At 55.8% G+C, this 12,392-nt stretch carries 12 protein-coding genes; 7 read left to right on the plus strand and 5 right to left on the minus strand.

Annotated features, from left to right (window positions below; genetic code table 11):
- Positions 1 to 99: 99 nt before the first annotated feature.
- Entirely contained in the window at positions 100 to 2,511 is a 2,412-nt protein-coding gene (locus BKA12_RS12770) for an ABC transporter permease subunit (protein WP_221228330.1), read from the minus strand.
- A 160-nt stretch (positions 2,512 to 2,671) separates the two neighbouring features.
- On the opposite strand from BKA12_RS12770, the gene BKA12_RS12215 reads away from it, so the two are divergent.
- Positions 2,672 to 3,382, plus strand: coding sequence for a GntR family transcriptional regulator (locus BKA12_RS12215; RefSeq protein ID WP_183645194.1), 711 nt, complete (start codon positions 2,672 to 2,674; stop codon positions 3,380 to 3,382).
- A complete protein-coding gene (locus BKA12_RS12220) occupies positions 3,379 to 4,227 on the plus strand; it encodes an urea carboxylase-associated family protein (protein ID WP_183645196.1) in 849 nt (282 codons plus the stop codon). Before BKA12_RS12215 ends, BKA12_RS12220 begins: the two co-directional genes overlap by 4 nt.
- Before the next feature lie 12 nt (positions 4,228 to 4,239).
- Here the strand turns inward: BKA12_RS12220 and BKA12_RS12225 are convergent, their stop codons facing one another.
- From BKA12_RS12225 to mobC, 4 genes are read right to left on the minus strand one after another with little or no spacing between them, the layout of a single operon-like run.
- Positions 4,240 to 4,632 (minus strand): DUF4913 domain-containing protein, encoded by a 393-nt coding sequence (locus tag BKA12_RS12225; protein ID WP_183645198.1) that lies wholly within the window; start codon positions 4,630 to 4,632, stop codon positions 4,240 to 4,242.
- Entirely contained in the window at positions 4,629 to 5,477 is an 849-nt protein-coding gene (locus BKA12_RS12230; protein WP_183645200.1) for a hypothetical protein, read from the minus strand. The genes BKA12_RS12225 and BKA12_RS12230 overlap by 4 nt, the downstream gene beginning before the upstream one ends.
- A gap of 9 nt (positions 5,478 to 5,486) precedes the next feature.
- Positions 5,487 to 6,923 carry a relaxase/mobilization nuclease domain-containing protein gene (locus tag BKA12_RS12235; protein ID WP_183645202.1) on the minus strand — a complete coding sequence of 479 codons (1,437 nt, stop codon included), beginning with the start codon at positions 6,921 to 6,923 and terminating at the stop codon, positions 5,487 to 5,489.
- The gene (gene mobC / locus BKA12_RS12240; protein ID WP_183645204.1) at positions 6,920 to 7,300 is read right to left on the minus strand and encodes a plasmid mobilization relaxosome protein MobC; all 381 of its coding nucleotides are present in this window, start codon (positions 7,298 to 7,300) and stop codon (positions 6,920 to 6,922) included. Before mobC ends, BKA12_RS12235 begins: the two co-directional genes overlap by 4 nt.
- Positions 7,301 to 7,530: 230 nt before the next feature.
- Between mobC and BKA12_RS12245 the strand changes: the two genes are divergently transcribed.
- The 5 genes from BKA12_RS12245 (at position 7,531) to BKA12_RS12265 (ending at position 11,684) form a co-directional block, all read left to right on the plus strand.
- On the plus strand, positions 7,531 to 7,899 hold the full coding sequence (locus BKA12_RS12245; protein WP_183645206.1) for a PIN domain-containing protein: 369 nt from the start codon (positions 7,531 to 7,533) through the stop codon (positions 7,897 to 7,899).
- Between the two features lie 46 nt (positions 7,900 to 7,945).
- The gene (locus tag BKA12_RS12250) at positions 7,946 to 8,569 is read left to right on the plus strand and encodes a hypothetical protein (RefSeq protein WP_183645208.1); all 624 of its coding nucleotides are present in this window, start codon (positions 7,946 to 7,948) and stop codon (positions 8,567 to 8,569) included.
- Between the two features lie 53 nt (positions 8,570 to 8,622).
- The gene (locus BKA12_RS12255) at positions 8,623 to 8,784 is read left to right on the plus strand and encodes a hypothetical protein (RefSeq protein ID WP_183645210.1); all 162 of its coding nucleotides are present in this window, start codon (positions 8,623 to 8,625) and stop codon (positions 8,782 to 8,784) included.
- Complete coding sequence (locus BKA12_RS12260; RefSeq protein WP_183645212.1) at positions 8,781 to 9,908, plus strand: DUF4192 family protein; 1,128 nt, start codon at positions 8,781 to 8,783, stop codon at positions 9,906 to 9,908. The genes BKA12_RS12255 and BKA12_RS12260 overlap by 4 nt, the downstream gene beginning before the upstream one ends.
- 372 nt (positions 9,909 to 10,280) lie before the next feature.
- On the plus strand, positions 10,281 to 11,684 hold the full coding sequence (locus BKA12_RS12265; RefSeq protein ID WP_183645214.1) for a pentapeptide repeat-containing protein: 1,404 nt from the start codon (positions 10,281 to 10,283) through the stop codon (positions 11,682 to 11,684).
- Positions 11,685 to 12,392: the final 708 nt, after the last annotated feature.

The raw sequence follows: 12,392 nt of genomic DNA on the forward strand, positions 1-12,392 counted from the left end.
CGCTGAACAATCTGCTCTTGCTATCAGCTGATGACGGCGTAGCCTACAGTTTCGTGGGGATCGCCATTTGTGTTCACGATCCCCACGAAACTATTGCAGCTAATTAGTGGACATGACTCTAGTGAGGAATCTCTTCGTCCGCTCATGCTTTGGGTTGTCAAAGACCTGCGTCGCAGGACCTTCCTCGACAACCACGCCTTTATCCATGAATACAACCCAGTCTGCAACCTCACGGGCAAATCGCATCTCGTGGGTTACCACAACCATCGTCAACCCTTCGGCCGCAAGCTCGCTCATAACTTGCAGCACCTCATCAACAAGCTCGGGATCGAGCGCTGATGTCGGCTCGTCGAAAAGCATGACATCTGGAGACACAGCTAACGCCCGTGCAATAGCAACTCGCTGCTGCTGTCCACCGGAGAGTTGGTGCGGATACTTGTCTTTGTGCGACTCCATTCCAACTTTGCGGAGCTGATCCAGAGCATTCTTCTTCATCGCATCCGAAGTCTGCTTGCCCTGGTATTTTGGCGCAAAGGTGATGTTCTCTAGAACTGTCATGTGAGGGAATAGGTTAAATTGTTGGAACACCATTCCTATCCGCTCGCGCGTGCGCGCTAGTTCTTTGTCAGAAACCGTCTTGTACTCCCCGGAGCTGGTGGTTTTGTATCCCACAGGTTGCCCACGGTAGAGCACTTGTCCAGAATCAATGGACTCCATCGCATTCAGAGTCCGGATCATTGTGGTTTTTCCTGATCCGGATGGGCCGATTACGGCTACTACCTCTCCCTTGTGGACCTTTAGATCGACACCTTTAAGGACCTCTGTAGTTCCGAACGACTTACGCTCATCGTTGACCTGAAGAACCACTTCACCGGTGTGAGGGGTCGCAGAGCGACGGGATGGAACAGGTATCACATCCGTGTTCAAAGCTGCCGTCTCTGTTACACGGGCTTTGAGACCGCGACGGCGGAAGTCAAGATGCCGCTCGAGGTATTTGAGCGCCTGGTCAAAAACGGTAACGAGTAGAACATAGTAAATAGCAACAGCGGCGAGCGTTTCTAGAACTTTGAAATTCTGTGTATATAGACGCTGACCTACGAGAAGAATCTCAGTTAATGAAATGGCAGAGACGAGCGAAGTGAGCTTAATGATGGTGACCAGCTCATTTCCAAGCGACGGCAGTGCCACACGAAATGCTTGTGGGATGACAATGTGTCGCTGAACTCCACCCCAAGGGATTCCTAGTGCTCTGGCCGCCTCGCCTTGCCCGCCGGCAACTGCGGAGAGACCTCCGCGATGGATCTCGGAAATGTAAGCAGTCTCTGAGAGAACCAGTGCAATAAGTCCGGCCATAAACGGGGAACCCACGAGTGGGCGAAGTTCTGGAATAACCTGCGGCACGTTGTATACAAAAATCAACAGAACTAGAAGCGGCAGGGACCGGAAGAACCATACATAAACATCCAGTATCTTGCGTAGCCAGCCCTGGCGAGACTGCCGCCCCAGAGCGACTGCCATCCCCAAAATTACCGAGATGCCCCAGGCTAGACCCGAAAGCAAGATAACCGTAAGAGTGGCGGTCCAGAAATCCTTTTGGGCAAAAAGGCTAAAGAAATATTGCCAGTCAAAACCAAACCCGGATTGGTTTTCCTCAGTGGCAGCTTCAGTTGTTGTCCCCAATGCTGTAGCAATCTCATCGGCATTCGGTTCGCTGAGGTTGTACTGAGTCAACAATGCTTGATAGGTGCCGTTGGCCTTCATCGACTCCAGAGCGTCTTTAAGCCGACTCTCCAGCTCAGTGTTTTCCTTAGCAACTGCGAGTCCGACCGGTACCGGAAAGAGAAGGTCTTGGCTTGTAATCGTTAGCTTTCCTGCAGCACTATCAACTGCCACCTTGGCGACAGCTGCATCAGTTACCTGAGCGTCGACTTGTCCGGAGACCAGGGCTTGGGTCCCTTCAGCATCCGCAGTGAAGTCGCGGACGTCAATGGCTTCTTTTCCTGCCGTTTTACATTCTGCGCTGGCCTCGCTACGAAGCTGTGTCGCGACTTCTCCGCCCTTGATGACTGCTACAGATAGTCCGCAAAGCCCCGTGGAATCTCGCGCGGGGGCCGCGTCTGTCGGCATGACTATTGAATTGCCGGTTGTGAAATAGGGGATGTAATTTACTTGCTCAGCTCGCTCAGGAGTGATGTAAAGCGCAGAAGCGATGACATCGAAATGCCCCGATTTCAAGCTTGTTACTAGCTGCTCGAAGCGAGTATCGATGAATTCAGGCTGGGTATTCAGTTCACTAGCGATCGCTTTCATAAAATCCGGATCAAATCCCGAGGGAGCGCCGTTTTTCAAATACGCATAAGGAGGATAGGTCAGGTCTGAGCCGATACGAAGGTTTTCATCATTTGAGGAGGAGGCATAGGCGGCACTTGCAGGAAGAGTAGCAAATAGCAATACGGTCGCTATTAGCGCCAGTCCTCGAAGCGCGCGGCCCCAAATTGTGGTCCACGTCATTTTCACAAACTACAGATTGTTCAACACTTAAGTCAACACTTAAATGAAAGAGTGCGTAAAAGTCCCTGATAATCCGGGCATACTGCAAGACACTTGCACTCAATACACCCCAACAACGAACCATTGACAAATAATTGTTCAACACTGATATTCTCGTTGAGTGAATTCCAACTCCAACAATTCGAGCACCGTGGCTCTACCGGCTGCGGAGACAATGAGGGCTGCACTACGACAGAAAATTACCGAGGGCCGCCTCTCGCCTGGTTCCAGGCTCTTCGATAAAGTGCTTGCCGAAGAGTTCGGAGTTTCCAGAAATACTGCGAGAGATGCACTAAGGCTCCTCACTACAGATGGACTGGTGGTTTCCATCCCGAATAGCGGTAGCTCTGTACGCATACTCACGCCTGCAGATATCCGCGATATTTATTCGGCGCGACGGCTTATCGAGACTGGAGCCATCGCGCAAAGCTCAACTGCCTCGGACGAGCTTTTACAAAAGATCGAAGTTGCCGCCACACAGAGTGAGCAGTATGTGGAGGCGGGCGACTGGAACAAAGTGGGAACGTCAAGCCTCAGTTTTCACAGAAGTATCGTGCAATTGACTCGTTCACAGTTGGTCGATGAATTTTTCACGACCTTAGCCGCGCAACTTCGTTTGGCATTTGCATTGATGCCAGACGAAAGCGTGTTCCAAGTTTCTTGGGTGGGACGAGACAGGAACATTGCAAACCTAATCCTGTCAGGACGCCGCGAAGAAGCGACCTCTCAATTAATTGATTATCTTAACGAATCGGAAGCTCAAATCATCGACGGCGTTCGCAACACTATGCATAGCCGTTCAGTGATGGACGGAGCGGAAAAGGCATCATGAACAATCAACCAACGGCCAACCTAACCGACGCAGCGTACAAGGGCCCAGCCCTCGAAGTGGATAAAGCCTTCTACAGCAGGATTGCGAAGACGTTTGACTCTCGCACCCTCGTGGATTCCTTTGAAATTCCGATCCGCTCCGGTAAAGCATGGAAAGTGCCTGCCGGACATGTGTGCCGTCTAATCACGGTAGACGGACCGCAAGTTGGGGACCTCAATATATGGAACTTCAACAATCCACGAGAGCGCTTCTGGGCTGCGCGTACGCGCCAGTTGCAGGCTGCTCATGTCACTACATTTGACCGACTATGGTCAAATTTGCCTTTCCTTCGACCCCTGGCAACTATCACTGCCGACACCTTAGAGAACTACGGCGTGGACAGTGAAGGAGGCCGGGTGCACGATACATTGGGAACTCGATGCGACCCTTACGTCAACCGAATGCTCACCGGTGAGGATTTCGACTACCATTGTCACTCGAATTTGACACGCGCTGTGATGCCTTTCGGCCTCACAGAATTTGACGTTCACGATGTGCTCAACGTTTTCCAATGCACTGGTCTGAACGACAAAGACCAATACTTTATGAAGACTTGCCCTGCAAAGGTTGGAGACTTCTTTGAGCTTTTCGCCGAGCAAGATTTGCTCATGGCGCTTTCCACCTGCCCCGGTGGAGATCTCTCCGTACCTCTATGGGGAGAAGGAGCCCACGACCCTATTGAAGTCTGCCGCCCAATTGGTGTCGAAGTATATAAAGTTTCCGAGGACCTGCTAAAAGACTGGAAGTCCCCTGAGCTTCCAGAATATGCAGGTGCACATGGGTTGAAAGCGCAACGCTGGAGCTAGAACTCCGTGCTCCTACTCGTAGAAACCTTCCGGGGCTGGTTCGCTGGGTAGCGTTGGTGGGACGTCTTCTTTGAGGGGTGGATCGTACGCCCAGAACGGCCCGTCGGGTGCGGTAATGCGATCCATCAGTGGGTAAAGATAGTCGCGGAAGTAGACGGCGATGGCGCCGGCTCCGTCCCACCGCATTTTTTCCCAGGTTTCCCAGAGCGTCTCCATGAGAGTTCCGACTTCTTCATACCGCCACCATTGGGGGTCCCATCGTGTGGTGGCGGGGTTACGTCGGTAGTGCGGTAGCAACCAGTTGTTGACCCATTCTTCGGCGTTTGGAAAGCGAAGCTCGCGTCGCGGGGTTTCTTCGGCTTCGGGATCGGTGTCGGGTTCTTCGGTGAATGCGTTAGTGCTCATCGTCCTCGGCCTGCTTCCTTGCGTCGGCTTTGTCGTGATTGCAGTCCTGCTCGTCGTGCCGGCCGCCGCGTGGATCCTGTCCGCACTTGCGCCTCGGGATTCTGTGGGAAGTTCGTCGACTGCGTCTCACGGCTAGCAGCCGCGTCAGCGCCTGCTGTTTCACGCACACGCTCTAATGCCTGGGCCGTGGCCCGGGTGTACGCGCCGGCCGGGGTTAGCTGCGCGGCCTCGGTGGATGCGTGTTCCTGGTCTTGTCCGGCCTCGGCTTCATATTCGGCTGCTTGCTCAAGATGAGCCTCTTCTGATTCTTTGGCCTCATCTGCCGCTTCGCGCAGCTCGCCAACTTCAGCAACTATTTCTGGTTCATTCCGGCCAATAGCGGCGGCGAGGGTTTCGTCAGCCTCAGCATCCAAGTGCTTCTTCGCGAAGTGATCATCCAGGGCATCCCGGAGCTCATGATGCTGCTTAGAGATCGCATCCGGGTGATCACGATTCGCATCCTCAACGTTGATGCCAAAGTCGGTTCGCAGCACGTTCTTCATATGCGCATACGCGGTCTCAGCCTGTGGGTGCTGCCCACGAAGCTGAGCTAGGACCGTGAAGTTATCCGCGATGGATTCTGAGCCGGCGGTGCGCCAGTACTCGCGTGTGAATACCGTCTGTTGCAAAGCGGCCGCTAGGACTTGGTCGCGCCGAGCGTTCTGTTGATCTTCGCGCTGGCGCTCTGCCTCGCTCATCTGTCGGCGACGTTGGTTCATTTCCATCAATTGCATCTGCCCTCCGGTAGCCACGCGTAAGACACGGCCGAGGGATTCTGCGACTTCTGATTCTTCGTGCGCCTCCATGATGTCCTCCTAGAGTCCGTGGCCTCGTCCGGTATCCCGGTATCGTCCGAGACGATAATCAAACGGCCGATCAGTAATAGTAGATGTAGTGGCAGTTTCAAGGGTGCGGTTCGCGTGCTCGAGCAGTGCTGCTGTCGAGCGTGCCAACCGGGGTCGTTCAGTCATCAGTTGGGTAGCGGTCATGGCGCGGCCGAGCCGGTTCGCCTGTTGAATCACGGCCAGCCATCCGCGCGTGGAATCCTTGGACGCAAACCGTGCACCAATGCGTACAGCGTAGGCTGCGTTACCGCGTCCTTGGGCCGCCCTAGCGTAGTTCTCACTCAACCGTGCAAAAGCACCCGGCCGGTCTTTCTCGAGTTGCATCGACACCCTCGCGTAAATGTTCGCCAACGTATCCGGACCGGTCTTACCGCTCATCAAGCGCTCCGCCCGGATCGGGTCAAAACCATGCAACTTCATCCTCGGTGCCGGCACATCCTTAACGTTGTGCAGACTCACCAGAGCGGCGACCGCTTCATCATGCTCGCGGCCGCCAAAGCGTTGCTGGATCTGCGGCCACCCCAGGGTCCGGTCAAGCTTCGAGGGCGTGTACCAGATCGTGTGTCCGTCCTCGTTCTTGGCGCCAGCGATCGCGACTTTATACCCGCGCACCTGCGTCCGGGAGCCCTTCTCAAACGACGGAGCAACCCTCACACCTAGGTCCAGTAGCCGCTGCACGTACTGCGCTTCGGTGCTACTGGTTGCCAGTGCTGCGCGCATCCGACGCCGCAACTCAAACGGTGCCGACTGTGGTGCCGCCTCACGGGTGGCACGCGTGCGTTCTGCTGGCTTATCCCCGGCCAAGCCAAGACCTTTCTCTTGGCTCTCCAACTGTTGCAGTCCGAACTCTTTCTCCAACTCCCGACACACCTGCTGGGACCGGTAGAAGTCGTTGTGGACGTTGGCTTTCGTACCGTCCTCACGCACCATCTGCACCACCATATGAATGTGGTCATTACCGTTCTTCGAGGCACCATGATGCACCGCAGCCCAGCGGGATGACTTCGCACCATCGGGGTCAATGAACCCCATCCGGTTCACAAACTCGTTCGCGATCATCGACCACTTCGCGTCATCGATCTTGCCCTCCTCGGCCGCCAACGACAACGAACAATGCCACACTTCCGAACGCGTCGAACCGACCCGAACATTCTTGCCCAATTCCTCATCCCACACAGAAACTGGGGACTCCACTTTCGTCCCGTGAACGCGCTGCGGCTGAGACAACACCGACGCAATCTCAAACGCGTCATAGGAGGACAATTCACCCTCGTGCTCAACCGCCATCAGCACCCGATCATCACCTGCCACCAAGTGCGGATTCTCATGCTCATTAGAACGTCCAGGACCCACCAGATACGCCATCAAACCAGCCATCCGGTCACCACGAGTGATGTTCGGAATCACGACTGGCCACCATCCAAACTCAACGACTCCAACACCACATCCATACGCTTCAAAACACCACGCGCATACGCCAAACTGCCCTGCAACTCCTCCGAAATCTCACCCGTCGCATTCGCCGCCCTAGCGATCTGGTTAATGTTGTTTCCCACCGCCGCAATACCGCGCTGCACCAAGAACAACTCCTTGATCAGCTCGTGCCGCTCCGTGACCGTCTCACCACGAGACGCGCTCAGCGCGGACTCCTTCAGCAACCGCGGAACCGTCACACCCATCGACGCAGCAGCAACCCTAAGCGCAGCATCCTCAGCCACGCTCAACTTCACCTCACGACGAATCGGACGACCACCCGTCACGTTCGCCTGACGCTTCCGATCCATCCAACTCACCTCCAGCACAGTGCAACGCCACACACGAGCAAACCTGCCTCGAGTGTGTCACGAACCCCCGCCACCGGCAAGGGTTCCAAGCGAGTTAGCTCGGCTAAATCTATAGCTTGCTCCGCTCCGCCTCCGCGGGCGGTCCATGCTCAGTCTTACAGATTCTGAGGGTTATCCACATAGACGAATGGCTAATACCCACGCCATTGTTCCGTTCATAGGATGAGTACATGGCCACTCATCAATCCGTTGAAGAAATCCTCGCCAAAGCACGCGAGGAACAAACCAAAAAACTCGACGCCATCAGCGCTCTCGCCACCGCCCGCCAAGCCGTCATCACCGCAGAAGCCAACCACAAGAAGCGACTCGAAGACTTCAAAAGGCAGCTCGATACAGAGCTCAAAACCATCAAGGACAACCACGCCCGCTCATTCCACGCAGCCGTGACCGCCGGCAACACCCCAACCGAACTCCGCAAGCTCGGACTCACAGATCCACGCACCACCAAACGCGCCCCACGAACCCGCCCTCAAGCCAACTCACCAGCAGCCTTACCGGCCGAACACCACGAATCCGAAGACCACCACGAGCACCAGTGAACCCCCGGCCCCACGATCCACACCGACGCACAGCCAGGAGAAGAACATGAGCCAAAACCACACCACATGGAAACCACTCACCGACTCTGAACTTCACGAGATCCAAGCGCACCGGCCCTCGGTGCGCAGCACCGAAGCCTCCTACCTACTCCAATCCATCGCCAGCGGATCCATCGAAGAACCCACCAGCCTGTACCCACGGCTAGCGGCACTGATCACCAGCTCACCCCTCGTGCGCGACCAAGTCACCCTCGACGCCACCCAAACGCCCGCGAAATCTGGGGTCCTTCAAGACCTGCACAACACAGCGCCGGCCACACACCAGCAGAACCTCGCGCTGCCGGCGGCCGTCACGTACGCAGCCCAAGGCAACTACCGAGCAGCCATGCCACTGATCAACAACATCCCCACCCATGATGCCGACGGCCCTTGGCGAGAAACCATCACCCAAGCCCGCCTCACCATGGCATCCCCCGAAGCCTTTAAAACAACAGTCATCGATTCCTTCGCAGCCGACTTGCCGCCGCGCCTCGAAGTCGCCGACGCCGTGTACGACCGGAACAAGTACCGCCAAGCGTCCTTCCCCGCCGGCCGAGACACGGACGCCACTGGCATCACGCCAAAACATGAACCACCCACACCCGATACCGGCAACGAACTCGAAAAGTAAACGGCCACGAACCGGCTGGCCATCAGCGTCAACGAAAAACAGGAGAAAACATCATGGAACGAACCCCCATGAGCCCCGTCGAGAAGGCCTTCGGCGCCGCCATTAAAGAACACGAAGCAGCACAAACCAGGCCCGTGACCCCGATTCCTGATCTACGCATCGGACCACCACCAGCCCAAACCGCCACACCCGATAAAGGTCAGGAAGACAAGTGAGTTACCCCCTGGCAGAACCAGCAGAACTCGCTGCCCTCGTCCCACAACTCATCGAATTCCGACCCGACGACCGGCACGTCGTCATCTTCGGCTTCGGAGACCGTGAGGACGACCAGTTCGTCACCTTCGACATCTCCCCCACCAACACTGAAGAATCCCAACACTTCTCAGAACAAGCAGCCAATACACTCCAGATCATCGGCCGCTACGACTGCCACCCCAACATGATCACCATTGCTTCCTACGGCGAACACGGCAAAGCCCGCGCACATGCCGTCGAAGACGGACTACGCACACAACTCGACGCCGGGCAAAACCCGTCCATCATCCAGCTGCATATCGACCTCGCAGCTCAAACCGTGGAAACATACCTCCCCAACCTCGACGAATGGACCCTCCCGGAGCCGATCAAATCCGAAAGAGTCGACGCCGTTGGCGCGCTCCTCGGAAGCTCGCCAGCAGCCAGCCTCGATGACGCGAAAAATGCGTACGAACACACCGGCATCAGCGTCTGGCAACCACTGCCCGCCGCCGAAATCGACGCCATCAACAACCAAAAACACGTCGACCGCGGAACCGAAGCACTCAGCATCCTGGACCGCCTCGCCACACCCGGTGAACACCCCCGAGACACTGACTACCCGCGCCTAGCAGCCCTCATGGACAGTTCAACACTCATTCGTGACCTCGTCATCACCCACGACACCGCGTCACGACCACAAGCCGAAGTGCTCCGCCAGGCATTCCTCGCCTGCCCACCCGAATACGTCGGGCTCCTCGGAGCCGTCGGAGGCATCAAGCACTACACCGCCGGCGACGTCATCGGCGGCAAACAACTAGCCCTCCAAGTGCCACCCAACCACCCCGACGCGTCCATCGCGGGAATGGTCAGCACCGCTGTCGAAGCCGGCTTCCCGCCCCACAAACTGCAAGACCTTCTCAACAACGTGAACGCCGGCCTCGGCACAACCCTCCGCGAAGCCGACCTCCTCGCGGACCGCAACAAGACCAAACGAGCCAACTTCCCCGAAACCGGCCGCACCACCAACCAAGCCAGCCCCCAACAACCAGGCACCACCACCCAGCAATCATCCAAAGAAAAAGATGCCGGCAACGAAAAATAACCACACCCAACAAGAAAAGGGCAGTTCTCGCGCGCGAGAACTGCCCTTTTGAACACCAACTAGGGGTTACGAAACGCTGCCCCCTGCACACACGTGGACGGCCTGAGACTCCTCAAAGGTCTCCACCCGCCCACCCGTGCACAGCAGGACCCAGACCGACCGGCCGCACACACCCCGCACGACACCACAGGCTATCCTCTTCCGGACACGAGCGCGGGGCATGCACGGACCTCTGAACAGCCCAATACGATGTCCGAACAGCGGTAGTTCGTCATAAACAAAACCCCCTCTAGGAGCCACGAAGGAAGACCTATATAACAGGAGAAAATCACTGCAACCCGATTGAGGATGATGAGAAGAATTACCACGATCTTGAGCGACTGGAAGCAAAAGAATCAGATCTTAGCCACGATTCTCATTGCCCTAGTCAGCGTCGTCACCCTAACCACAATTGCGTTTCTCATCCTCAATTGCTTAGTAAGCCCTGAAACCCTGCTTGGAACTAGCTCAAGAACAGCGACAACAACTGATCCCAACGGTGCGAAAACCACAGTAGAAGAAACCCTTTCCTCAACGACACCACGGTTCGAAATACTCAAAACCGCCCTCACTATCGGAGCCGGAATCAGCGCCCTCGGAATACTCGCACTGAGCTACCGAAAACAGAAAGACCTCGAAGACAGTCATTTCGTAGAACGATTCGGAGCAGCCGCCGAACAACTCGGACACACCGACCCTGCCGTACGCCTAGCTGGCGTCTACGCCATGACCACCGTCGCGAACCAATACAGCAACTTCGACCAACGCCAACAATGCATCGACGTCCTCTGCGGCTACCTCCGCCTCCCCTACAACCCCCAGGATCAAGAACCCCACCAAGCGAAACTAAAGATCACCAATCCACCCAGCCCACCTCAAACCACCTCCATCTCCGAAACCGAATTTACATACCGACAAGACGACAGCGAAGTCCGCAACACCATCCTTAGAACCATAGCCAGCCACGTCCACCACGATGCGAAAACATCCTGGTCAAAACACGATTTCGACCTAACCGGCGCCTACTTGGATGGAGGAAACTTCGACCGCGCTCAGTTCAGCGGGAATAACACCACGTTCGCCGGAGCCCAATTCAACGGGAAAACCACCTCGTTCGTCGAAGCCCACTTCAACGGGAAAACCACCTCGTTCGACCGCGCTCAATTCAGCGGGAAAAACACCACGTTCGCCGGAGCCCACTTCAACGGGGAAAACACCTCGTTCGCCGGAGCCCAATTCAACGGAGAAAACACCGCGTTCATCAGCGCCCAATTCAACGGAGAAAACACCGCGTTCACCAGCGCACAATTCAACGCGAAAACCACCTGGTTCAACCGCGCTCAATTCAGCGCGAAAACCACCTCGTTCGGCGGAGCCCACTTCAACGGGAAAACCACCACGTTCGGCGGAGCCCACTTCAACGGGAAAACCACCTCGTTCGGCGGAGCCCACTTCAACGGGAAAACCACCACGTTCGTCGGAGCCCACTTCAACGGGAAAACCACCTCGTTCAACCGCGCTCAATTCAACAGGGGAAACGTCTCATTTCAGTCTGAGTTCCGGTCCACTAAAACAGACTTCTCCCTTGCAGATTTCACCGCTGATGTATCGTTTGAGGGCTCGACTATCGGTACTGGTGAAATAGTCACCGATTGGAACGCAAACAAAGGATCACAACCAGCAAACGTACGACCAACGCACTGGCCTCCAACCGCGGTTTCCCAAAACCAGTCTTGACACAAGTTGAGGCGCTCCAAGGCTTCAGGGAATATTTTTCGGGTTTCGGTAACAGAGATCGTGACAACCTAGGTTCGCAAGCACTCCACATGACACCCATATGGCAACTCTCCGCCGGGCGATTTGATTACTCAAAGTTTTCCGGCGACGAACGCGGGCAACGAAACAAATCGGCATTTGCGGCGAACTTGCGCACCACTGCCCTTCTGTTCCGAAAGGGCCGCATTCCGCTGAGTACAAACCACTGAACGTGCGGACGGGCTATCTGCAACTAACAGACTCTGTCACTCACAGAGTCTGTTAGTTGCAGAGTCAGTTTTTAGAATATATTGACTGAATAGAAATTATCTTCTATTGTGAAGGCGTTGGTTATACGAGTCGAAGGTGAGCAACGATCGGCGATTGGGAAGTTGCCAAAAAAGGGAAGCAGAAGGGCTGGCACATAAAACTGCCGGCCCTTCGCCATATACATGGGTGGATCAAATGAACAAAGTCGATGTCGAGAAAGCCCTCAAGCTATTGCAGCAAGACAGACACAAAACACACCCCTACCGACTAGCCCACAAACCAGGTAAAGAACCAGCCGCCTGGCGAACCTTCAAAATGAACCCACTCCCCGGCGAGGCATCCACGGAAACCCACCCTGACGACTGGGAACCTCAGGACGACTAAGCGCGTAAGGCGATCCCCCACCGTGCACACAGACAC

The organism is Neomicrococcus lactis (genome assembly GCF_014200305.1).
GTDB lineage: Bacteria > Actinomycetota > Actinomycetes > Actinomycetales > Micrococcaceae > Neomicrococcus > Neomicrococcus lactis.

What these genes read in the sequence shown, in the direction of transcription:
- mobC (WP_183645204.1), bottom strand. Translation starts at nt 7,300, where the DNA reads ATGGATCGGAAGCGTCAGGCGAACGTGACGGGTGGTCGTCCGATTCGT.
- BKA12_RS12230 (WP_183645200.1), bottom strand. Translation starts at nt 5,477, where the DNA reads ATGGAGGCGCACGAAGAATCAGAAGTCGCAGAATCCCTCGGCCGTGTC.
- BKA12_RS12220 (WP_183645196.1), top strand. Translation starts at nt 3,379, where the DNA reads ATGAACAATCAACCAACGGCCAACCTAACCGACGCAGCGTACAAGGGC.
- BKA12_RS12245 (WP_183645206.1), top strand. Translation starts at nt 7,531, where the DNA reads ATGGCCACTCATCAATCCGTTGAAGAAATCCTCGCCAAAGCACGCGAG.
- BKA12_RS12250 (WP_183645208.1), top strand. Translation starts at nt 7,946, where the DNA reads ATGAGCCAAAACCACACCACATGGAAACCACTCACCGACTCTGAACTT.
- BKA12_RS12225 (WP_183645198.1), bottom strand. Translation starts at nt 4,632, where the DNA reads ATGAGCACTAACGCATTCACCGAAGAACCCGACACCGATCCCGAAGCC.
- BKA12_RS12770 (WP_221228330.1), bottom strand. Translation starts at nt 2,511, where the DNA reads ATGACGTGGACCACAATTTGGGGCCGCGCGCTTCGAGGACTGGCGCTA.
- BKA12_RS12255 (WP_183645210.1), top strand. Translation starts at nt 8,623, where the DNA reads ATGGAACGAACCCCCATGAGCCCCGTCGAGAAGGCCTTCGGCGCCGCC.